The organism is Hyphomicrobium denitrificans 1NES1, assembly GCF_000230975.2.
GTDB lineage: Bacteria > Pseudomonadota > Alphaproteobacteria > Rhizobiales > Hyphomicrobiaceae > Hyphomicrobium_B > Hyphomicrobium_B denitrificans_A.
In genome coordinates, this window is the sequence record NC_021172.1 from 1,109,031 (window position 1) to 1,130,327 (window position 21,297).

Here is a 21,297-nt window from a genome sequence, read left to right on the forward strand (position 1 = left end):
CGGCAGACCCTGATCTCCGAGCATCTATCGATCCGAGGGTTGTCTTCCACAATGACCCGACGCGCGTTCAACAGCAATAGATTTGAATAATGAGATTAGCGTCCGTCGAAACAGGCGATCGGCATCTGTCGGCCTGTCGGAATCCCGATCGTCGAAATGGCTGCAGGCGACAACGAACTTCGTTCACCAGGGCTGAATCCGGCTGCTGCTCGAAATCAACTGGCTTCAACGTGCAAACGATAGCCAATTCCGGGCTCTGTCAGAATGAACTCTGGGGCATCGGGCGAGGCTTTCAATTTTTGACGCAATTGACCGATGAAGACGCGCAGATACTGAAGATCCTCGGTATGCGCGGAACCCCAGACAGCCGCGAGAATCTGGCGGTGGGTCAGCAGACGTCCGGCGTTGCGAACCAGGATGGCGAGCAGATCAAATTCCTTTGGGGTGAGCTTTACCGGCGCACCGTTGAGTGTCACCGTATGCGCCAGAACATCCACCTCGAGAGCACCGGATTTCAGCTGTGTCTGCTCTGAAGCTTGCTGTGCGGCATGGCGGAGAGCCGTTCTCAGGCGCGCGGTGAGCTCGCCGATTCCGAATGGCTTGTTGACATAGTCGTCGGCACCGAGATCCAAAGCGGCAATCTTCTCAGTCTCGCGGTCGCGCGCCGAAAGCACCAGTATCGGTGTCTTGGACCAGCCCCTGAGATCGCTGATTACGTCCTTGCCATCCATATCGGGAAGCCCGAGATCGAGCAGGATAATGTCCGGAGATTGTGTGGCGGCGGCCTTCAATGCGTCTTTGCCGGTTGTCGCTACGATGACGTCATATCCCGCGGCCGTCAGGCTCGGTTTCAAAAACCGCAGGATTTGCGGTTCGTCATCGACGACAAGAATGCGCGCGCCAGTCATGCCACGTCCTTGGGAGCATTTTGCTCAGTGGCGCTGTCTTCAGCGGCCGGCAACAGGATCGAAATCTCAGTGCCCTTTCCGTTAGCTATGGGACTTTGCGCCAATATCGTGCCGCCCATGGCCGCAATTATTCCGGCGCAGATTGAAAGCCCGAGACCCGTGCCGGGTTTGCGACCGTCGCCGATATGCGCACGATAGAACTTGTCGAAGACCTTGTTCAATGCCTCGGATGGAATACCAATGCCTTCGTCGGCGACGACGATATGGACCGCGCCGCCGGTGGCCAAGGTTATGCTGACGCGGGTCACCGACTCCGGGGGACTGTACTTGTGCGCGTTGTCGAGCAGATTGAACATGACCTGCTCGAGCAGAGCTGCGTCGCCGCGAATGAGCGGCAACTTGGCGGGAATGAATGTCTCTACACGTCGCGTCGGAAAAGTCTTCTTGGCTCGAGCGACGGCGCCACGAACGGCATCCGCCACGTCCACCCAGTCGCGTCGGATGTCGAGTACGCCGGTTTCGAGCTTGGTCATGTCGAGGAGGTTTGAAACAAAGGTTGAAAGCCGGGTAGACTCCTCTTCGATGGTTGCCAGAAGATCGGCGCGGTCTTGCTTGCGCATGCGATCGCCAAGCTGGCGCAGACTTGTCGCCGAGCCGAGGATCGAAGCCAGCGGCGTGCGGAGGTCATGCGAGATCGACGACAAAAGTGCGCCGCGCAGTCGCTCGCTTTCGGCAGCCGTCGCAGCCTCGGCGGCCTGCTCGACGAGCCGCGTGCGTTCTATGGCGATGGCCGCTTGGTCGGCGAAAGACTGAAGCGCGCTGGCCGTGGCGGACGGCAGCGCGTCCTCCTCGTCTCCGGGTGCAACTCCGAGAACGCCCACCGAACCCGTCGATGCCACCAACGGGCGGAATTGATAGACAGCCGAGGGCATCGTCTCTGTCAGGTGCCCCGCGGGTTCTCCATTGCGATGCGCCCACCGGGCCGCGGCCCAATCGGCTGTGCCCAGCGTGTCCTCCGGCGGCCAGCTGCCTACGACGGACAGCTCGTGAGATTGCTCCAGAAGAATGATCGACTTGCCCTTGACGACCGCAGCCGACTGGGCGGCCAGCAGCCAAAGCACGTCATCGATCTTCGTCGCTGCGGAGAGCTTGCCCGAAAATTCGTAGAGCGCTTGCGTGGCTTCTGCGCGTTCACGCGTGGCGTTTGCCTGCTCGCGAAGACGGCCGGCCAGGCTGCCAGTCGCGGCGGCGACAACGAGAAAAATCAGGAGGCCAAATAGTTCGTACGGTGAGGCGACCGTCAGCGTGTAGCGGGGTTCGATAAAGAAAAAGTTGAACGCAAGAAATGAAAGCACCGCCGCGGCAATAGCGGAGAAAATTCCAAACCGTAGCGCGCAGATGAGAACGGCGAACAAAAATACCATCGAGAGATTGGGAAGCCGCGTAATTTGCGCCAGCATCTTTCCGGCAGCGACACCGCCCGCGACGGCAACGACGGCAGCCAAGCCTCCGGACCAGAACTCGCTGATTTCAGGAAGGACGGACGCCAAGTGTAGAGGTGTGCTCGGCGTATCCGGCGCGACCACGGTGACAGATGGCCCAGCCGCTTCGGCGACCAGAGAGGTAGAGAACGATCTTCCTATCCAGCGATCGAAGAAACGTGGCCGCGAGCGGCCGACAATAATCTGGGTGATGTTGTTGCGCTTGGCGTAGGCCAAAACCTCCGAGGTCAAGTCCTTGGCGTGAAGGCGGACTGTCGTCGCGCCGAGGCGATCCGCGAGACGCATGGCTTTTTCCATTTTCCGGATGGAGCCACGATCCGTCTGTTCGCGTTCGCTTTGCACGATGTGGATTGCGATCCAGTCGGACTTGAGCGCCGCCGCCATGCGCGCCGCGGCACGCACCACGGTCTCCGCCAGCTCATTATTGCCGACGCAGACCAGGAGACGTTCGGCCGTCGGCCACGGTCCTTCGATGCCTTGCCGACGAAGCTGAGACAGCATCTGTTCGTCGACGCGATCGGCCGTGCGGCGCAGCGCCAGTTCGCGCAGCGCCGTGAGATTGCCCATCTGGAAGAATTGATCCATCGCCCGGCGCGCATTATCGGGCAGATAAACTTTGCCCTCCCTGAGACGCCGGATCAGCTCTTCGGGCGGCAGGTCGACGACAACGATCTCGTCGGCCCGCTCCAGAACTTTGTCGGGAATGGTCTCGCGCACCGTAATTCCGGCGATGCGCTCGACCACGTCGGTCAGGCTTTCGAGATGCTGGATATTGAGCGTCGTCCAGACGTCGATGCCGGCTTGCAGTACGCCCTCGACGTCCTGATAGCGCTTGGGATGCACGAGGCCCGGCGCATTTGTGTGGGCGAACTCGTCGACGAGCAGCAGTGCCGGTCGGCGCGCGATCGCGGCGTCGATATCGAATTCCATGAGCGTGCGGTTGCGATAGGGAACCGTCCGGCGCGGCAGCACCTCGAGTCCTTCGAGCAATGCGGCGGTCTCGGAGCGCCCATGTGTCTCGACCACGCCGACGACGACATCGAGCCCTTCGTTCTTCAGGGCGCGCGCAGCCGACAGCATGGCGTACGTCTTCCCGACGCCGGGCGCCATTCCAAGAAACACCTTGAGCTTGCCGCGCCGTTCATTGGCGGCAAGCTCCAGCAGTGCCTTGGCAGAGGTGCGGCGCGTATCTTCCGGCCGTGAGGTGTTGGCCATGTCCTATCCGGAACCCGCTCCAAAGGTACGGTCAAGAGCCAAATTGAGCAGCAGAACGTTAATCCGCGGCTCGCCTATGACGCCCAAAGTCGGTTGCCTGGTGTCTTCGGCGATAAGCGCGCGGACGCGATCTGGCGAGACGCCGCGCGCCGCGGCCACTCGTCCAACCTGAAGCTCGGCATAGGCTGGGCTGATATGCGGATCAAGGCCGCTGCCCGAGGCTGTTACGGCGTCGGCCGGGATGTCGGTTGCTCCTTCTTTGTGCAGCTTGGCGATGTCGTTCTTGACGCGCTCCAAAAGCTGACGCGAGAGCGGTCCGAGATTCGATCCGGAGGAGGATGAGGCGTCATAGCCGGATTGGCCCGCTGCCGAGGGGCGTCCGTGAAAATATCTGCCCGACGCGAACGACTGGCCGATCAGCTGAGATCCGACGATTTTTCCGTCGCGGCTGATCTGGCTGCCTGCGGCTTTTGTGGGAAAGATGACGTTCGCGATGCCGGTCAGTGCGAGCGGATAGGCCAGGCCGGTCAAGCCCGTGAAAACGATGAACAGAGTGATCGCCGGGCGGAAATACGACAGCATGTGCGGCCCTCCTTAAGCGAGACCCAGGGCTGAGACAGTCAAGTCCACGATCTTGATTCCGATGAATGGGACGATGATGCCACCGAGGCCGTAGACAAGCAGGTTGCGCCTCAGGAGTGCGGCTGCTCCGATCGGCCGGTAAGCGACGCCTTTCAGCGCCAGCGGTATCAGGGCGACGATAATGAGCGCGTTGAAGATGACGGCGGACAGGATGGCGCTCTGTGGCGTCGTGAGAGCCATGACGTTCAGCTTGCCAAGTTCGGGGTAGGTGGCGACGAACAGCGCTGGGATAATCGCGAAGTACTTCGCCACGTCGTTCGCTATCGAGAACGTCGTCAGCGAGCCGCGCGTCATCAGCAGTTGCTTGCCGATTTCGGTGATCTCGATCAGCTTGGTCGGATCGCTGTCGAGGTCCACCATGTTGCCCGCTTCTCGCGCTGCCTGGGTACCGGTCTGCATGGCAACCCCGACGTCGGCCTGCGCGAGTGCGGGTGCGTCGTTCGTGCCGTCGCCGCACATGGCGATCAGGCGGCCCTTACGCTGCTCGGAGCGGATATAGGCGAGCTTGTCCTGCGGAGTGGCTTCCGCGATGTAGTCATCGACGCCAGCTTCGGAGGCGATGGCTGCGGCGGTGACGGGGTTGTCGCCCGTGACCATCACGGTCTTGATGCCCATCTGGCGCAGCGCCGCAAAGCGTGTCTTGATCTCGGGTTTGACGACGTCCTTGAGGTGAATGACGCCGACAAGATCGGAGCCTTCAGCGACGGCGAGCGGCGTGCCACCCGTCCGTGCGATCGAGTCCACGGCTTGCCGAAATACCGCCGGAGCATGTTCGATCGTCTGGCCGACCTGCGCCAGCATCGCATCGACTGCGCCCTTGCGTATGTTGCGGCCATCGATATCGATGCCGGAGACGCGGGTCTGGGCGGAAAACGGAATGACCTTCGTCGGGACCATGTCGCCGATGTCCGGAAGTCCGTAGTGGCCGCGCGCAAGCGCCACAATCGAACGTCCTTCCGGCGTTTCGTCTGCGAGCGACGCAAGAAGTGACGATTTCGCAACGTCGTGCTCCGAGCGGCCGGGTACAGGTATGAAGGCGCTCGCGAGACGGTTGCCGTAGGTGATGGTGCCGGTCTTGTCGAGAAGCAGCGTGTCGACATCGCCTGCTGCCTCGACCGCGCGACCGGAGGTGGCGACCACGTTGAAGCGAACAAGTCGATCCATCCCCGCGATGCCGATTGCCGACAGGAGACCACCGATGGTCGTCGGGATGAGCGTGACGAGCAGGGCGACGAGCACCGTCACAGAGACTTCGGTCGAAGAATAATCGGCGATGCCCCATAGCGTCGTAACCGTAATCAGCAGAATCAGGGTCATGCCGGACAGCAGGATCGACAACGCCAACTCGTTCGGCGTCTTCTGTCGTTCGGCGCCTTCCACAAGGGCGATCATGCGGTCGAGGAACGAGGAACCCGCGACTGCCGTGATACGCACGATAATCCAATCGGACAACACGACCGTGCCTCCCGTCACCGCAGAGCGGTCGCCGCCCGACTCTCGGATAACAGGCGCGGATTCGCCGGTGATGGCGGACTCGTTGACCGAAGCAATGCCCTGGATGACCTCGCCATCGGCGGGAATCGTATCTCCAGCCTCTACCAGAACGACGTCACCAGCGACGAGATCTTGCGCGGGCTTCGACTCCCACGGGTCGTCTTTCGTGTCGTCGGGATGAAGCAGCAGTTTTGCGATCGTGTCGCTGCGCGTGCGCCGGAGCGCGTCCGCCTGGGCACGGCCACGTCCCTCTGCCACCGCTTCGGCGAAGTTGGCGAAAAGAACGGTAAACCACAGCCAAGCCGCGATCTGTCCAGTGAAGAGAAGGCCAGCCCGGCCCACCGCGATATCGCGGATGAAGATCAGCGTGACCAAGGCCGCCACCGCGCCCGTCACGAACATGACCGGGTTGCGAACGAGTTTTCTGGGCGCGAGCTTGCGAACAGCATCGACGGTGGCACGGCGGAGAATGGATTGGTCCAGCAATCCGTGAATTACGCGCTTGCTCATTGTCGCCTCCTCAAAACGTCTTGCCGGCCAGCATCAGGAAGTGCTCGACGATGGGACCGAGCGCGAGAGCCGGGAAATAGAGCAGACCGCCGAGGATCAGGATCACGCCGGTGAGCAAGCCGCAGAACAACATGCCGTCCGTCGGAAATGTACCGGCCGAGGCCGCCGTCTTCGTTTTGGTCGCGATCGAGCCTGCAATCGCCATCACCGGGACGACATAGGCAAAGCGTCCGAACATCATCGCGAGGCCGAGCGTCGTGTTGAACCAGGGTGTATTGGCGTTGAGACCGGCGAAGGCCGAGCCATTGTTTCCGGTTGCCGAGGAGTAGGCGTAGAGGATCTCGGTCAGCCCATGCGGCCCGCTGTTGGCAAGGCTGGCTAGCGCCGTCGGGAGCACGGCGGCAATGGCGGTAAAACCGAGAATACAGAAAGGAAGAACGAGCAACGCCAGCATCGCAAGCTTCATCTCGCGTGCCTCGACCTTCTTGCCGAGGTATTCCGGCGTTCGCCCAACCATCAGACCGGCAACGAACACGGCCAGCAGCGCCATCACGATCATGCCATAGAGACCGGAGCCGACGCCGCCGGGCAGGATCTCGCCGAGCTCGATCATGAATAGAGGAACGATGCCGCCGAGCGGTGTCAGCGAGTCGTGCATGGCGTTGACAGCGCCGCACGAAATTCCCGTCGTAGCGGCGACATAGAGCGCGGTCAGAGCTTGCCCGAAGCGAATTTCTTTGCCTTCGAGATTGCCGGATGAAGGATCGACCCCGGCTGTTGTGAGCAGCGGATTGCCCGCAGTCTCGGACGCGTAGACCACAGCCGTCCCTACGATGAGCAGCACGCCCATGACGGCGAGCAACGCGTAGCCTTGGCGCCGGTCGCCGACCATGCGTCCGAACGTGAATGTCATCGCCGTTGGAATGAGCAGCATGCTCCAGATCGACAGGATGTTGGACCAGACGCTCGGGTTCTCGAAGGGATGCGCGGCGTTGGCGTTAAAGAATCCGCCACCGTTGGTTCCGAGCTGTTTGATCGCCTCCTGGCTTGCGACGGGGCCGAGTGCAATCGTCTGCTTCGCACCTTCGAGCGTGGTCGCCGAAACGTTGGCTGCAAGCGTTTGTGGGACGCCGGAGGCGGTATAGAGGATCGCGACGAAGATCGCCAGCGGCAGCAGGACGTAGAGCGTTGCGCGTGTGACATCGACCCAGAAATTGCCGATTTCACGTGCGCCGCTGCGTGCGAAGGCGCGCGTCACGGCAATCGCAAGTGCGATGCCGGTCGCGGCGGAAAGGAAATTCTGAACGGTAAGTCCGGCCATCTGTACGAGGTGGCCCATCGTCGTCTCGCCGGCATAGGATTGCCAGTTGGTGTTGGTGACGAAGCTCATCGCCGTATTGAATGCGAGGCTTGGCTCGACGGCGGCGAAATCCTGCGGATCGAGTGGGAGCGCATGTTGGAGCCGCATCAGCGCATAAAGGAAAAGGAATCCCGCGCCATTGAAGATGAGCATGGACAACGTGTACGAGAGCCAGTTCTGTTCGGAGCCGTGCTGGACATGCGCAAAGGCATAAAGTCCTCGTTCCACGGGCCGCATAACAGTTGAAAGCGCGGTGCGCTCTCCCGCAAACACTCGCGCCATATAGAGACCGAGCGGCCAAGCCGCTGCGAGAACAGCGCCGAGCACCAGGGCAATCTCAAACCAACCGGCCAATGTCATAGAATAAGCCCTCCGGGACCGTTAAAATTTTTCAGGCCTGAGGAGCGTGTAAACGAGATAGATGCCGAGCCCGACGGCGATGAGAAGTCCGATGACTGGATCGCTCATGGTCGCCTCACAGCCAGCTGCAAAGCTTGGCGTAGCCGACCATCAGGCCGAAGCAACCAAGGCCGAGGAGGAGATAGGCAATATCGAGCATGCGCTCTGCTCCGCTCAGATTGACGAACGAGCGGAACATGAGGCGAAGGACATCAAGTCTCGATTGGAAAGTCGCGACGCGGGTATAAAAAACGCATAAGGGCGACAGGGGATGTGGTAGCGGGCCCCTTCTTTTTTTCTCCGCTGGTCGTCAAGCATCCTCGGCTCACCGCGCATCACTTCCCGGCTCTGCGAACTGCACTCGTTCTTCCATTTCTTGGTTCCCAAAAAGCACATCCTGCTTGGCAGACGCACAAGCATGGTGTTCGGGACCTCTCACTACTGTCACAACGGTATCGTACTGAGGGCTTTTCGACCGCGACGTTCGCGGGGCTGCGCAAGCGGGGGTCACCGAAGGAAAGCACAAGCCAGCGCGTCAACCATGTGCCCGGCAGGCGCCTGCCGCCGCCGCGGCATGGTCTTGAACGGCGCTTGGCGCAAAGGTATAGCTCACAACGAGTTTTTCTTCGGATTGGTATTGTCTGCCCTGGGGGTGTCAGCAGGGCGGGAGAGTGCATTTTTGCTCCGGGTTTCCAAATGGATCAAAAACTTGTCCGCTGCATTGAGGGGCACGTCTACGACAGTGCGCGCAATGAACATTGCCCTCTCTGCGGCGCGCGAGCGCTTGCGAAGGGAGAGGACCCCGCCAAGCACGGACGCAACGACACCCCTCTGCTGCCAATCGAGACGGCGCGCGAAGGCGCAAATCTCGATGATCAAAGTCAAACGCGACGAACGCCAATCCCGACGCTTAACCGACCAACTTTGCTGATCGGCGCAGCGGCGGTAGCGGTAGTGCTGCTTTTCGTCGGTGTCTGGGCGTCTTCGGCCCATCGGAGACGACACACGAGAGCGCCTCTCTGTCCGGATCGACAACCGGAGCGGCGCCTGTCGAGGCGAAGACGCAGCATGCGAGTACAAATCAATCGACGCCTTCCGAGAGTGCACACGAAAGTGGCGCGGGCGCCACCGGAGAGAAACAAGACGCGCGCCAGTCTTCGCCCGCGGCAGCAACCGAGTGTGACCGGCTCGCCATGAGCCCATTCGATCTCGATCGTATTGCCGGTGTCTCCGGCGTGCGGGAGACGTTCAAGATCGATCCCGCAGTGGCCGTCCACGCGTGCGAGGAGGCCACCCGATCAGCCCCCAGCGACCGGTTGGAATGGGCCAATCTCGCTCGCAGCTATCGGGCCGCTCGCAATGACATCGCTGCAGTCGCCGCCTACCGTAAAGCGACAGAACTCGGCTCGGTCTTCGGCGCCTATGGCCTTGGCGTGACGCTACGCGCCAATCCGGCGATGCAGCGCGATCCAAGCGAGGCCCGCAGACTGCTGGAAGGTGCGGCCCGTGCTGGGCTACCTCCCGCAATGAGCGAGTATGCGACCGTGCTCGCCTCAGGCGTCGGGGCTCCCGTCGACGCCACCCAGGCTCGATCGTGGTACGAAAAGGCGGCCGCTGCGGATTTTACGCCGGCGATGAACACGCTCGCCTTCTATCTGCTGAACGGCTCCGGAAAATTGCCTGTCATCTTCGCCAGCGAGAGAGCATCCAGTTTTGAGCGCTGAAGCGCCGGCGCTCCACCCGAAGCGATCCAGCGCTGGCATGACGATCATGCGGGCCGGCGGCGCAGCCGACCTTTCATCTTCAAGCCGTCACGCATGTTCAATCCGAGAAGCGTGATGTTTGCAGCTCCCGCTGCGAGTTCGAGCGCCTGCACCGCGTAGAAAACCGTATCGAACTTGGCGGCTCTGGCCTTGAAGGCAAGGAACAGCGCAGCGGGAATTAGAATCAGAATGCCGTTCGCCGCGATCAACGGCATGCGCTTGACCTTCGCACTGGCCAGCCCCGCCGGCCTGCCCCCGGCCAATGCAAATCCCGATCCTCCCGTCGCCGCCAGCGTAGGGATCAGGATCAGGAAGCCCCACGGGATCGCCGTCTTGACGGCTACGACCGCCGCCTGAGACGCAAACAGTTCGCTGAGCGCCGTCGAAAGCCAGAATGTTGCGATGGTGACCAGAGCAAACGCGCCTGCTACCGAATGGATGATCTTAATCATGGTGGCATTCCTACCTTCTACGTGGCATCATGTTGTCAATATGGTATGATGAACACGTAGACAATTGACATGACAATGTCAATACGGCATTATGATTGCAAATGAACGCAACACGACGAACCCAGGGCGGAGCCGCCTTGACGGACCTCATCCTCACCCTGTTCAGGGCCAACAACCTGACATTGACCTGGGGCGACCGGCTCGTCGCACCGCTCGGGCTGACAAGTGCGCGTTGGCAGGTCCTGGGCACCATCGTCGCGGCGGACCGTCCGCAGCCGGTCGCCTGGCTCGCGCGCGACCTCGGCGCCAACCGCCAGAACGTCCAGCGCATCGTCAACGATCTGCACAAGGAGGGGCTCGTCACCTTCGAGCCCAACCCACATCACCGGCGCGCGCAACTCATCGTTCTCACCAGAAAGGGGCAGCAGACGTTCGACGCCGCCATCCGCCTGTATGATCCCAAGGTCAGCGCGTTCGCGGAGGGGCTTGCTATCGAAGATATCGAAACTGCCCATCGCGTTCTGATGACGCTACGCAAGAAACTCGAAGGAGACAATATTGCTGAGGGGCAGACTTGATCGCTGCGGTGCGATGGCGGTTTCTATTCGCGCGTGGAGGTCGCGGAAGACGCTGCGCGCAGCATGGGAAGCAAAAGCATCCTGTCGAGGATGCTGGCAGCTTGTGTAGGCGGCGTTGTTGCAGCGTCTGCACTGATTCCGAACTCTATCTGATATCGGATACGCGGTAATCACTTCGTACAAGTCATGAAAGCGTCGCGAGCAGGGCCGTCCTGTGCGAGATGCGCCAATTCACTGTTTTTAAAACATAATCCCTCTTGGCCCGGCTTTTGCGTAGCGGATGTGCAGCAAGACGCCGCCAAAAATACTCGAGTCCGAGGGGAGGGACATCCGCAATGACCGAGACCTTCTATGAAGTCCTGCGCCGGCAGGGCATCTCACGCCGTAGCTTTCTCAAGTTTTGCAGCCTGACCGCGGCCTCGATGGGGCTTGGGCCTGAGTTTGTACCCACGATGGCGCACGCACTCGAAACCAAGCCGCGCACGCCGGTGCTGTGGCTGCATGGTCTCGAGTGTACCTGTTGCTCAGAGGCCTTCCTCCGCTCCGCGCACCCGCTCGCGTCTGACGTCATCCTGTCGATGATCTCTCTCGACTACGACGACACCATCATGGCTGCAGCGGGACAGCAGGCCGAGGCGATCGTCGACGAGATCATCGAGAAATACAATGGCAACTACATCCTCGCGGTCGAAGGTAACCCGCCGCTCAACGAGGATGGCATGTACTGCATCATCGGCGGCAAGCCCTTCCTCGACCAGCTGAAGAAGGCGGCGTCCAACTGCAAGGCCATCATCTCGTGGGGATCGTGCGCCTCTTGGGGCTGCGTGCAGGCTGCCCGCCCCAATCCGACGCAGGCGGTGCCGGTCCACAAGGTCATCCGCGACAAGCCCATCATCAAGGTGCCGGGGTGCCCGCCGATTCCCGAGGTGATGACGGCGGTCATCACCTACATCGCCACATTCGAGAGGCTGCCGGAACTCGATCGCCAGGGCCGCCCAAAGATGTTCTATTCGCAACGCATCCACGACAAGTGCTATCGCCGTCCGCACTTCGACGCCGGCCAGTTCGTCGAGCAGTGGGACGACGACAGCGCGCGTAAAGGCTTCTGCCTCTACAAAATGGGGTGCAAGGGTCCGACAACCTACAACGCGTGCTCGACCACGCGGTGGTATGGTGGGCTGTCATTCCCCATCCAGTCCGGCCACGGCTGCATCGGCTGCTCCGAGGAGGGCTTCTGGGACAACGGCTCGTTCTACGATCGCCTCACCAAAATCAATCATTTCGGTATCGAAGCCAACGCGGATCAAGTCGGGCTCGCCGCGGCGGGGGTCGTCGGTGCGGCGGTCGCCGCACACGCTGCGGTTAGCGCCATCAAGCGCGCCCGCCAGAAGGGAGGGAATGAATAATGACCATTCAGACGCCGAACGGTTTCACGCTCGACGCCAGCGGCAGGCGCGTCGTCGTCGATCCTTTGACGCGCATCGAAGGCCACATGCGCTGCGAAGTGAATATCGACAAGGATAACATCATTCGCAACGCCGTCTCGACGGGGACCATGTGGCGCGGCCTCGAGGTCATTCTCAAAGGCCGCGATCCTCGCGACGCTTGGGCCTTCACGCAGCGCATCTGCGGTGTCTGCACCGGCACGCACGCGCTGACTTCGGTGCGCGCGGTCGAGGATGCTCTCGGAATCAAGATTCCTGAGAACGCCAACTCAATTCGCAACATCATGCAGCTATCGCTGCAGATTCACGACCACCTCGTGCATTTCTATCATCTGCACGCGCTCGATTGGGTGAACCCTGTCCTGGCTCTCAAGGCCGACCCTAAGGCGACGAGCGAGCTGCAGCAGAAGGTATCTCCGAACCATCCCAAGTCCTCGCCCGGCTACTTCCGCGATGTACAGAACCGGCTCAAGCGCTTCATCGAAAGCGGCCAGCTCGGGCCCTTCAAGAACGGCTACTGGGATAATCCGGCCTATCTTTTGCCTCCCGAGGCGAACCTGATGGCCACGACGCACTATCTCGAGGCGTTGAACTTCCAGTCTCTGATCATGAAGACGCGCGTGATCTTCGGCGGCAAGGACCCGCACCCGAACTGGCTCGTCGGCGGCGTCCCTTGTCCGATCAATATCGAAGACGTCGGCGCGGTCGGTGCGATCAACATGGAGAGGCTGAATTTCGTCTCCGACGTGATCAACCAGACGACCGAGTTCATCGAGAATGTCTACATTCCGGATATTCTTGCCATCGGGCAGTTCTACAAAGGTTGGCTCTACGGCGGCGGCATTTCAGGCAAAAGCGTTCTCGCTTATGGCGACATTCCCGACAAGGCCAACGACTACTCGGCCGCCAACCTCTTGATGTCGCCAGGCGCAATCATCAACGGCAATCTCAAGGAAGTGCATCCGGTCGACCTTCGGGATCCGGGACAGATCCAGGAGTTCGTGCCGCATTCCTGGTATAAATACCCAGACGAAACGAAGGGGCTGCACCCCTGGGACGGCATTACGGAGCCGAACTATGTGCTTGGTCCCAACGCCAAGGGCACCAAGACGAACATCGAACAGGTCGACGAGGGCGGGAAGTACTCCTGGATCAAGGCGCCGCGGTGGAGAGGACATGCCATGGAGGTGGGGCCGCTGGCCCGCTACGTCATCGCCTATGCGCAGGGTCACAAGGAAATCACGGAGCAGATCAACCTCGTGCTGAAAACACTCGATGTGCCAGTGGATGCTTTGTTCTCCACGCTTGGGCGCACTGCCGCACGTGCCCTCGAGGCACAGCGCTGCTGCCGCTTGCAGCGCTATTTTATGGACAAGCTCATAGCCAACATCAAAGCCGGCGATACCTCGACCGCGAATATCGACAAATGGAATCCAGAGACGTGGCCCAAGGAGGTCAAGGGCGTAGGCTTCACGGAGGCTCCACGCGGCGCGCTCGCGCACTGGATCAAGATCAAGGATTCGAAGATCGACAACTATCAATGCGTGGTGCCGACGACATGGAACGGCTCACCGCGCGATAACGAAGGCAATATCGGCGCCTTCGAGGCTTCGCTCATGGATACGAAGGTCGAGCGTGCGGAGGAGCCGGTCGAAATCCTGCGCACGATCCATAGTTTCGATCCCTGCCTTGCCTGCTCGACGCATGTCATGAGCGAGGATGGCCGGGAGCTGGCGCGCGTCCAGGTGCGCTGAGAGAGGGGAGGAAAATAACAATGAAACAGTTTCGCATCTGCACGATAGCCCTGGCTACTCTGGCGGCCGGGGCAGGGCCGGCGCTGGCCCATCCTGGCTTCGGTCACACGTATGGCTTCATCGCAGGTCTCTCGCATCCCATCGGCGGGCTCGACCACTTGCTCGCCATGCTTTCCGTCGGCATCTGGTCGGCCTTGTCGAGCAATGGCCGCTCGTGGCGGGTATGGGTTGCGCCAGCGGCCTTCGTGGGAGCCATGCTGGTCGGCGCGACCATCGGCTACCTCCATCTTGCCCTGCCGATGGTGGAGACGGGCATCGCGCTCTCGGTGATCCTTCTGGGGCTCATGATTGCGACGCGCGTCGAGCTTCCGATCGCGGTCGGCACGACTGTCATGGCGCTGTTCGCGATCTATCACGGCCACGTTCACGGCAGCGAGGCCACAGGAGCGATCGTCGCCTATATGGCAGGCTTCGCAATAGCCACCGCGATGCTGCATGTGGCGGGCATCGGGCTCGGAATGCTGATGACGCGGGCGCGGTTTGCGGCCCAGGCCGCAGGCGCGATCATCGCTGCTGCTGGCGTTTACATACTGACCTCGTGAGGGCTGCAGTCATGAGCATGAAATTAGGGGTCGACCAGCAATTTCAGCCGTCGGTCTATGTCTACGAAGCCCCGGTGCGGCTTTGGCACTGGATCAATGCATCAGCCGTCGTCGTGCTCGCGCTCACCGGGTACTTCATCGGCAGTCCCTTGCCGACGATGCCGGGGGAGGCGAGCGCCCATTTTCTGATGGGCTATATCCGTTTCGCGCACTTCGCCGCTGGCTATGTGTTGATTGCCGGCTTCTTGATGAGGGCCTACTGGGCCCTCGCGGGCAACGAGCATGCGCGCCAGATCTTCATGCCGCCGGTGAGAGATCCCAAATGGTGGGCCGACGTCGTCCATGAGGCCGCGTGGTATATGTTCATAGCCCGCGAGCCCAAGAAGTATGTCGGGCACAACCCACTCGCGACTCTCTCGATGCACGTGCTGTTCGTCTGGGGCTCCGTCTTCATGATGGTGACAGGGCTCGCTCTCTACGGCGAAGGCGAGGGCATGACCTCTTGGCAGTACCACTGGTTCTCGAGCTGGGTGATCCCACTGTTCGGCAACAGCCAGTGGGTGCACACCTACCATCACCTCGGCATGTGGGTGATCGTTTGCTTTGTCATGGTTCACATCTATGCGGCGGTCCGTGAAGACATCATGTCCCGCCAGAGTATCGTCAGCACGATGATCTCGGGCTGGCGTACCTTCAAGGACACGCGTCCGCCTGACGACGGGACGCACTAGAACTTGAATTCTCCCGGGCGTCCGGTGCCCCATTCAACCCTTCCCTGTCCTGCAGGGAAGGGTTTTCCTTTGTGCCTGAGATACTGATGCCGCGGCTTGGCGGACCCGCTGGCAAGATCATTTCTCTATGTGAAAAGGAGTGTTCTCCAAACTAGCGCCTGAAATCTGACCCCGATTGGAAGTTTGGCTATAGATGGATAGTAACTTTTCATATTTCTATTTTTCTGGAATGTATCTTGCCATATCGGAGGTTTGATTGAGGGTAAGACTCCGCGTTGACGTGGCGCATTCCGGCAAATGACGGATTGGCCCGCACCTTGCTTAACGAAAATAAACGCAACACTCGCCAACACGAAATAGGGGTGTGCGATGGAGGAGCGACCTAGCATCCTGATCCTTGGGATTGGGAATCTGCTGTGGGCAGACGAGGGCTTCGGCGTCCGCGTCGTCGAGGCGTTGAATCGTGCCTATACTTTCCCCGCGAACGTGACGCTCATGGATGGCGGCACGCAGGGCATCTATCTCATCGAGCATGTGCGCCGGGCCGACGTTCTCGTCGTTTTCGACGCGGTCGATTATGGGCTTGCTCCGGGCACCCTCAAGCTGGTCGAGGACGGCGAGGTGCCGAAGTTTCTCGGCGCCAAGAAGGTGAGCCTGCACCAGACGAGCTTCCAGGAAGTGCTCGCCATGGCAGACATGCTGGGCGACCTTCCCCGGCATCTGTTTCTCATCGGCGTGCAGCCCGTCGAGTTCGAGGACTACGGCGGCTCGCTGCGCGACGCCGTCAAGGCCCAGATCGCGCCAGCCATCGAGCAGGCGCTCGCCTATCTCACCCGTTTCGGTGTCGTGCCGGAGCTGCGTGTCACGCCTCTGCCCGATAGCAGCACGCTCTCGTCGCCGGAGTTCGCGCTTGCTCTCTACGAGGGCGGACGTCCGTCGGAAGCCGAGGCCTGCCGATTTGCCGATCCGCGCGTCTTGGCTCGTGCGTCGGAGCGAGCGGATGCCGGTGCTGCCTCGTTTGCCAAGCCGGCCGCGGAGGATCGCTGATGTGCATCGGCGTTCCCATGTGCGTGGTCGAATGCTTGCCCGGGCGCAGCGTGTGCGAAAGGCAGGGCGAGCGGCGCCTCATCGACATGGCTCTCGTGGGCGAACAGCCGGTGGGGACATGGGTGCTCGTGTTTCTCGACACCGCCCGCGAGCTGGTGACGGGGGAACAGGCCCGGCTCATCGACGATGCGCTAACGGCCCTTCAGTTTGCCATGGAAGGCGGCACCGATCTCGATCGCTTGTTCCCGGATCTTGCTGGCCGCGAGCCGGAGCTTCCCGCCTATCTCAAACAACACCTTGCCAAGCAGGCAGGCTGAGGAGAAACGGTCATGACGACACCGCTGATCGAAGCACTAGTCGTGCGACACGGCATTCCCGTCGTCGATGAAGCTTCCTTGGACGGATTTCTAAAAGCCAACGAGCACGCGGTTCTCTTCTTTCCAGGCGATGCCGAGCGACTCGTCGAAAGCAACGATGTCGCCGTCATTCTGCCCGAGCTCTGCAAGGCGTTCGGCAAACGGCTCGCACCAGCCCTCATCGCCAAGGCTTCCGAGCGTCAGCTGCAGCGGCGCTTCCGTTTCAACGCCTTTCCATCACTGGTGTTCATGCGCCGCGATGGGTATCTCGGTGTGCTTTCGCGGGTGCTCGACTGGTCGGATTACATGATCGAGATCCAGGCCATCCTCGCCAGCGAGCCGACGGAGCCGCCGCCGTTCAAGTTTCCGGACGGCTGCTATGCAGCCGGCATGCCTCGCGAAGGCAATCAACCAGTACGGGGAGAGCTCTAATGAGCGGCATCAATCCGATCGTTGGTCCCGGCTCTCAACCTGGCGAAGATGATGGAGCCGCTCTCGAATACATGGAGATGCCGAAGGGCATGCGCACGTATTCGGCGCCGGTGCTTCCCGAGCCCGAAGAGACGCAGGGCATCGAGCAGGCGCTGGCTCTTTTGGCTGCTGTGAAAGAGGCGGCCGTCGCCCAGAGCGTGGACTATCCGGCGCGGATCTTCGATATCACCGGCTTCGATGCGCGGAACCGCGCCTTCATCGATCAGGTTCTTGGTGACGGCGAGGTGTCGATCGTGGCCGGCGCGACCATTCAGGCGCAGGAGTCCGTGTTCGCCGGTGTGTGGCGGGTGCAGGAGTTTAGCCTGACCGGCGCGCTCGATCGCGACTCGATCGATGTGGGGGCGTTTCCTAGGTCGGTGATTGAACTTGCGCATCGCGGGACGCTCGACGCAATGCGCTCTTATCGCGGTGCGCCACCGCCGAGTGTGGTAAATGCGCTAGCTCTCATAACCGAGCTCGACAGCAAGCTCGTCGCTTATTGCCCCGGTGACGGCGCGCACGTGATCAACCTCACTCTGCTGCCGCTGACCGAAGAGGATGTCGGCTTTCTCGATGAGCGCCTCGGGGCTGGAAGTGTCACCATCCTCTCGCGCGGGTACGGCAACTGTCGCGTCAGCTCGACCGGAACTCGCAATGCCTGGTGGGTGCGCTACTTCAACTCGCGCGATGCGATCGTCCTCAATACCATCGAGGTCATCGACGTGCCGAACGTCGCTTGCGCCGCACCGGAAGACCTCACCGACAGTGCGCAGCGTTTGGCGGAAATCCTGGAGATCTACCGGTGAGTGAGAGCTTCTTTGCCGGTTCCTACGGGGGCGACGAGACGAAGATCTCGGACGAGAGCAGGCTTGAATGCAAGATCTGCTGGTACGTCTACGACCCGGCAGCGGGGGACGATTATTGGCAGATTCCGGCCGGGACTCCATTCTCGAAGCTGCCAGACCACTGGACCTGTCCCAACTGCGACGGCGCCAAGGCCGGTTTCATGATCCTCTCGGAGGATGCCGATGCCTGAAGCCGCCGGTAACGCTCAACACATCTCGGGCCGTCTCGAAGACGCATTTCGCCGTATCGAGGCCGAGCGGATGAATGGTGTCCCTATCCTCAATCCTCGCCTCAATGTCGAGGCGATCGGCGAGCGGCAATGGAACGGTCTGCGATGCTTGGTGCTGGTCACGCCGTGGTTCATCAACCTGATGCTCTTTCCGATGACGCAGGAGCAGGGCGAGGCCTGGAGCAAGCTGGCGATGGGCTCTTCTGTGTCTTACCGCTTCCCCGCGGGACGGTTCGACTTTCTCGTCGGCGATGAAGATGGCCTCGGCCGCTACCAGATGTGCTCGCTGTTCTCGCCAGTCCTCGAATTCGAGAGCCATGAAGCGGCTCAGATCGCGGCACGCGCAGCGCTCGATGCCATCTTCGACGCAGGGCTCGATGGCAGCTCAGGGGATGAGAAAGAGAAGGGTGTGGCGGTGCCCACGCCCTCGCGACGCGGTCTCCTCGTAGGCAAGATCGGGCAGGACAGGGAACCGGCGTGATGGGCATCGAGGGGCGGCTCATGATCGACCTCCGCCATTCTGGCGACGGCACGGGACGCATCGCGATCACCTCGAGTCGTCCTCTCGGCTTGGCGCGGGCGTTCGTCGGCAGGAGCGCGGACGAGGCAGTCCTGATGCTCCCCATGCTGTTCAACGTGTGCGCGATGGCACAGGGTGCAGCTGCGGCGCAAGCCTGCGAGCGTGCGCTTGGGATCGAGAGCGATAAGACGACGGATGCGGTGCGACGAGTCCTCGTGCTTGCCGAGACGCTGCGTGAGCACCTGATCCGCACCGTCCTGGATTGGCCGCGCTTTCTCGGCTTCGAGGCCGGCCAGTCGGAAATGCTCGCCGTCATGCGTCCTTATGAGAAGCTGAGGCGTTCACTCGATCCCGAGCGACGTGTGCTTGCCATCGGTGGGCGGGCCCGGTTCGATCCCGCGTCCGTGCTGGAGGCGATCGAGGTCCTCGCCCAGCTCGTCGAGGCTATCATTTTCGGCGAGAGCCTGGATGCGTGGCGGACGCGCCAATCCGCTGAAGCGCTCACGGACTGGTCGGAAGAGTGCGCAACACCCTCGCAACGGCTCGTCCGCACCGTGCTCAACCGCGGCTGGGCAGAGGCCGGCCGAGCTACAACGCAATTCTTGCCGCATATCGAGGACGGCGACCTTAGCGCCCTGCTGCTCGGTGACAGTGCTGCGACCTTTGTGGCGGAGCCAACATGGGGTGGGAGGCCGCACGAAACGAGCGCGCTTTCGAGACAGGCCGACACCGCTCTCGTTCGCGATGTAGCTCGCATGTCCGGGGGCAACGGCCTTCTCACCCGTATTGCTGCGCGCCTAGTCGAAGTGGGTTGCTTGCCGGGCGTCATGAGAGGTCTCGTGGAGGGCGTCTTCCGGAATGAAGCAGGGCAGCCTCCAACGCCCGCGGCGCGGGAGCGGTGCGGCCGTGGCTTGGCGCAGGTCGAGGCTGCGCGCGGCCGACTCGTTCATGGTGTTGCGATCGAGGATGGCATCGTGCGGCGCTACGAAGTGCTGGCGCCGACGGAATGGAATTTTCATGCTGACGGCGCTGCGGCGCATGGCCTAGCCGAGATCGCGGGGCGTCAGCAGGACGCGCGCGAGATTGCAGACCTTTTCGTTACCGCCGTCGATCCTTGCGTTGGCTACGAGTTGAGAGTCCACTGATGCACGAGATGGCCATCTCCGAGAGCATCGTTGGTATTCTGGAGGAAGAAGCCCGCCGCCAGAATTTCGCGCGCGTGAAGAAGGTGCGGCTCGAGATCGGGGCTCTGGTGGGGATTGAGCAAGATGCGCTGCGCTTCTCGTTCGACGTCGTCACCAAGGGAACGCTGGCAGAGGACGCCGTATTGGAGATCATCGCCACACAGGCGCGAGCCTGGTGCATGTCGTGCGAGCGCGTAGCGGTGATCAACCACCGGTACGATGTCTGCCCGATCTGCGGGGGACAGCAGTTGCAGGTCGAGGCGGGTGACGAGATGAGGATCAAGGATCTGGAGGTCGACTGATGTGCTCAGTTTGCGGTTGCGGTTCAGGCGAGACGAAATTCGAGAAGAGTGCGCCGTCGAAGGACAACGCGCATTGTCATGATCATCCGCATACTCATGCCGACGGCACGACGCACAGCCACGCGCATGAGCATGAGCACAGCGGCGGGTCACATCATCACCACCAGGACGATCACCACGAGGATGGCCACCATCACCATCATCACGATCATGATCATGGTGACGGCATCATCAACTATGGCGCGGGCCCCGCGCGAGCGCACGCACCCGGCATGAGTCAGGCGCGCATGGTCGCGATCGAGCAGGACATCCTGGCTAAGAACAATGCCTTTGCCGCCGCCAACCGCGATTATTTCAGCGCCCACGGCGTTCTCGCCCTGAACCTCGTCTCGAGCCCCGGCTCAGGCAAGACGACGCTCCTGGTCAAGACCATGGAGCGGCTCAAGGAGGAGTTGCCGATCGCGGTCATCGAAGGCGACCAGCAAACCTCGAACGATGCCGAGCGCATCCGTGCCACGGGAGTGCCTGCGATCCAAGTCAACACAGGCAAGGGTTGCCACCTCGACGGCCACATGGTCGGGCACGCCGTCGAGCATCTTGCTCCTGCCGACGGCACCGTGCTGTTCATCGAGAATGTCGGCAATCTCGTCTGCCCGGCGGCGTTCGATCTCGGAGAGGCCCACAAGGTCGTCATCCTGTCGGTGACGGAGGGCGAGGACAAGCCGCTCAAATATCCGGATATGTTTCATGCGGCTGACCTCATGATTGTGGCCAAGATCGATCTCCTGCCGCATCTCGATTTCGATGTCGGCGCGACGATCGCTAATGCGCGCCGTATCAATCCCCGCATCAAGGTGCTTCAGGTCTCAGCGAAGACCGGTGAGGGCCTCGATGCCTGGATGCAATGGATTCGCGCAGCGCGGTGGCTCGCCTTGACTGGGCGCACCGACATCAGCTTCGCGCAGCCCGTCCAGGGAGCATGATGCC

General features: G+C 61.4%; 23 protein-coding genes. 15 read left to right on the forward strand and 8 right to left on the reverse strand.

Going from position 1 to position 21,297, the window contains the following annotated elements; all coding sequences use genetic code 11:
• Nucleotides 1-215: 215 nt before the first annotated feature.
• From HYPDE_RS05290 to HYPDE_RS19690, 7 genes are read right to left on the reverse strand one after another with little or no spacing between them, the layout of a single operon-like run.
• Nucleotides 216-908, reverse strand: a complete 693-nt coding sequence (locus HYPDE_RS05290; protein WP_015597363.1) for a response regulator — start codon at nucleotides 906-908, stop codon at nucleotides 216-218.
• Nucleotides 905-3,625 carry a sensor histidine kinase gene (locus HYPDE_RS05295; RefSeq protein ID WP_015597364.1) on the reverse strand — a complete coding sequence of 907 codons (2,721 nt, stop codon included), beginning with the start codon at nucleotides 3,623-3,625 and terminating at the stop codon, nucleotides 905-907. The genes HYPDE_RS05290 and HYPDE_RS05295 overlap by 4 nt, the downstream gene beginning before the upstream one ends.
• Nucleotides 3,626-3,628: 3 nt before the next feature.
• Nucleotides 3,629-4,207, reverse strand: a complete 579-nt coding sequence (kdpC, locus tag HYPDE_RS05300; RefSeq protein ID WP_015597365.1) for a potassium-transporting ATPase subunit KdpC — start codon at nucleotides 4,205-4,207, stop codon at nucleotides 3,629-3,631.
• Nucleotides 4,208-4,219: 12 nt separating this feature from the next.
• The gene (kdpB, locus tag HYPDE_RS05305; protein WP_015597366.1) at nucleotides 4,220-6,271 is read right to left on the reverse strand and encodes a potassium-transporting ATPase subunit KdpB; all 2,052 of its coding nucleotides are present in this window, start codon (nucleotides 6,269-6,271) and stop codon (nucleotides 4,220-4,222) included.
• Between the two features lie 10 nt (nucleotides 6,272-6,281).
• Nucleotides 6,282-7,991, reverse strand: a complete 1,710-nt coding sequence (gene kdpA, locus HYPDE_RS05310; RefSeq protein ID WP_015597367.1) for a potassium-transporting ATPase subunit KdpA — start codon at nucleotides 7,989-7,991, stop codon at nucleotides 6,282-6,284.
• A gap of 21 nt (nucleotides 7,992-8,012) precedes the next feature.
• Entirely contained in the window at nucleotides 8,013-8,099 is an 87-nt protein-coding gene (gene kdpF / locus HYPDE_RS19810) for a K(+)-transporting ATPase subunit F (RefSeq protein WP_081625090.1), read from the reverse strand.
• Nucleotides 8,100-8,106: 7 nt separating this feature from the next.
• Nucleotides 8,107-8,229 (reverse strand): hypothetical protein, encoded by a 123-nt coding sequence (locus tag HYPDE_RS19690; protein ID WP_280109729.1) that lies wholly within the window; start codon nucleotides 8,227-8,229, stop codon nucleotides 8,107-8,109.
• Nucleotides 8,230-9,223: 994 nt separating this feature from the next.
• Between HYPDE_RS19690 and HYPDE_RS18450 the strand changes: the two genes are divergently transcribed.
• Nucleotides 9,224-9,754 carry a tetratricopeptide repeat protein gene (locus HYPDE_RS18450; RefSeq protein WP_015597369.1) on the forward strand — a complete coding sequence of 177 codons (531 nt, stop codon included), beginning with the start codon at nucleotides 9,224-9,226 and terminating at the stop codon, nucleotides 9,752-9,754.
• A 44-nt stretch (nucleotides 9,755-9,798) separates the two neighbouring features.
• Here HYPDE_RS18450 and HYPDE_RS05325 read toward each other — a convergent pair whose 3' ends face one another.
• Nucleotides 9,799-10,245 carry a hypothetical protein gene (locus tag HYPDE_RS05325; protein ID WP_015597370.1) on the reverse strand — a complete coding sequence of 149 codons (447 nt, stop codon included), beginning with the start codon at nucleotides 10,243-10,245 and terminating at the stop codon, nucleotides 9,799-9,801.
• 101 nt (nucleotides 10,246-10,346) lie between these two features.
• Here HYPDE_RS05325 and HYPDE_RS05330 point away from each other — a divergent pair, with 101 nt between their 5' ends.
• The 14 genes from HYPDE_RS05330 (at nucleotide 10,347) to hypB (ending at nucleotide 21,293) form a co-directional block, all read left to right on the forward strand.
• Complete coding sequence (locus HYPDE_RS05330) at nucleotides 10,347-10,823, forward strand: MarR family winged helix-turn-helix transcriptional regulator (protein WP_041320026.1); 477 nt, start codon at nucleotides 10,347-10,349, stop codon at nucleotides 10,821-10,823.
• Between the two features lie 335 nt (nucleotides 10,824-11,158).
• The gene (locus HYPDE_RS05335; protein WP_015597372.1) at nucleotides 11,159-12,229 is read left to right on the forward strand and encodes a hydrogenase small subunit; all 1,071 of its coding nucleotides are present in this window, start codon (nucleotides 11,159-11,161) and stop codon (nucleotides 12,227-12,229) included.
• Nucleotides 12,229-14,022, forward strand: a complete 1,794-nt coding sequence (locus tag HYPDE_RS05340) for a nickel-dependent hydrogenase large subunit (RefSeq protein WP_015597373.1) — start codon at nucleotides 12,229-12,231, stop codon at nucleotides 14,020-14,022. The genes HYPDE_RS05335 and HYPDE_RS05340 overlap by 1 nt, the downstream gene beginning before the upstream one ends.
• 20 nt (nucleotides 14,023-14,042) lie before the next feature.
• On the forward strand, nucleotides 14,043-14,624 hold the full coding sequence (locus HYPDE_RS05345; protein ID WP_015597374.1) for a HupE/UreJ family protein: 582 nt from the start codon (nucleotides 14,043-14,045) through the stop codon (nucleotides 14,622-14,624).
• An 11-nt stretch (nucleotides 14,625-14,635) separates the two neighbouring features.
• Nucleotides 14,636-15,355 (forward strand): Ni/Fe-hydrogenase, b-type cytochrome subunit, encoded by a 720-nt coding sequence (gene cybH / locus HYPDE_RS05350; protein WP_015597375.1) that lies wholly within the window; start codon nucleotides 14,636-14,638, stop codon nucleotides 15,353-15,355.
• A gap of 369 nt (nucleotides 15,356-15,724) precedes the next feature.
• The gene (locus tag HYPDE_RS05355) at nucleotides 15,725-16,402 is read left to right on the forward strand and encodes a HyaD/HybD family hydrogenase maturation endopeptidase (RefSeq protein ID WP_015597376.1); all 678 of its coding nucleotides are present in this window, start codon (nucleotides 15,725-15,727) and stop codon (nucleotides 16,400-16,402) included.
• On the forward strand, nucleotides 16,402-16,719 hold the full coding sequence (gene hypC / locus HYPDE_RS05360; RefSeq protein WP_015597377.1) for a HypC/HybG/HupF family hydrogenase formation chaperone: 318 nt from the start codon (nucleotides 16,402-16,404) through the stop codon (nucleotides 16,717-16,719). The genes HYPDE_RS05355 and hypC overlap by 1 nt, the downstream gene beginning before the upstream one ends.
• A gap of 12 nt (nucleotides 16,720-16,731) precedes the next feature.
• A complete protein-coding gene (locus tag HYPDE_RS05365) occupies nucleotides 16,732-17,190 on the forward strand; it encodes a hydrogenase-1 expression HyaE (protein ID WP_015597378.1) in 459 nt (152 codons plus the stop codon).
• Nucleotides 17,190-18,035: a hydrogenase expression/formation protein gene (locus HYPDE_RS05370; protein ID WP_015597379.1), complete on the forward strand. Its 846-nt coding sequence runs from the start codon at nucleotides 17,190-17,192 to the stop codon at nucleotides 18,033-18,035. Before HYPDE_RS05365 ends, HYPDE_RS05370 begins: the two co-directional genes overlap by 1 nt.
• Complete coding sequence (locus HYPDE_RS05375) at nucleotides 18,032-18,265, forward strand: rubredoxin (protein ID WP_015597380.1); 234 nt, start codon at nucleotides 18,032-18,034, stop codon at nucleotides 18,263-18,265. The genes HYPDE_RS05370 and HYPDE_RS05375 overlap by 4 nt, the downstream gene beginning before the upstream one ends.
• Complete coding sequence (hybE, locus tag HYPDE_RS05380; RefSeq protein ID WP_015597381.1) at nucleotides 18,258-18,785, forward strand: [NiFe]-hydrogenase assembly chaperone HybE; 528 nt, start codon at nucleotides 18,258-18,260, stop codon at nucleotides 18,783-18,785. The genes HYPDE_RS05375 and hybE overlap by 8 nt, the downstream gene beginning before the upstream one ends.
• Before the next feature lie 20 nt (nucleotides 18,786-18,805).
• Nucleotides 18,806-19,969, forward strand: a complete 1,164-nt coding sequence (locus HYPDE_RS05385; RefSeq protein WP_187290867.1) for a nickel-dependent hydrogenase large subunit — start codon at nucleotides 18,806-18,808, stop codon at nucleotides 19,967-19,969.
• Entirely contained in the window at nucleotides 19,969-20,310 is a 342-nt protein-coding gene (hypA, locus tag HYPDE_RS05390) for a hydrogenase maturation nickel metallochaperone HypA (protein WP_015597383.1), read from the forward strand. Before HYPDE_RS05385 ends, hypA begins: the two co-directional genes overlap by 1 nt.
• Nucleotides 20,310-21,293: a hydrogenase nickel incorporation protein HypB gene (gene hypB / locus HYPDE_RS05395; RefSeq protein ID WP_015597384.1), complete on the forward strand. Its 984-nt coding sequence runs from the start codon at nucleotides 20,310-20,312 to the stop codon at nucleotides 21,291-21,293. The genes hypA and hypB overlap by 1 nt, the downstream gene beginning before the upstream one ends.
• Nucleotides 21,294-21,297 lie beyond the last annotated feature (4 nt).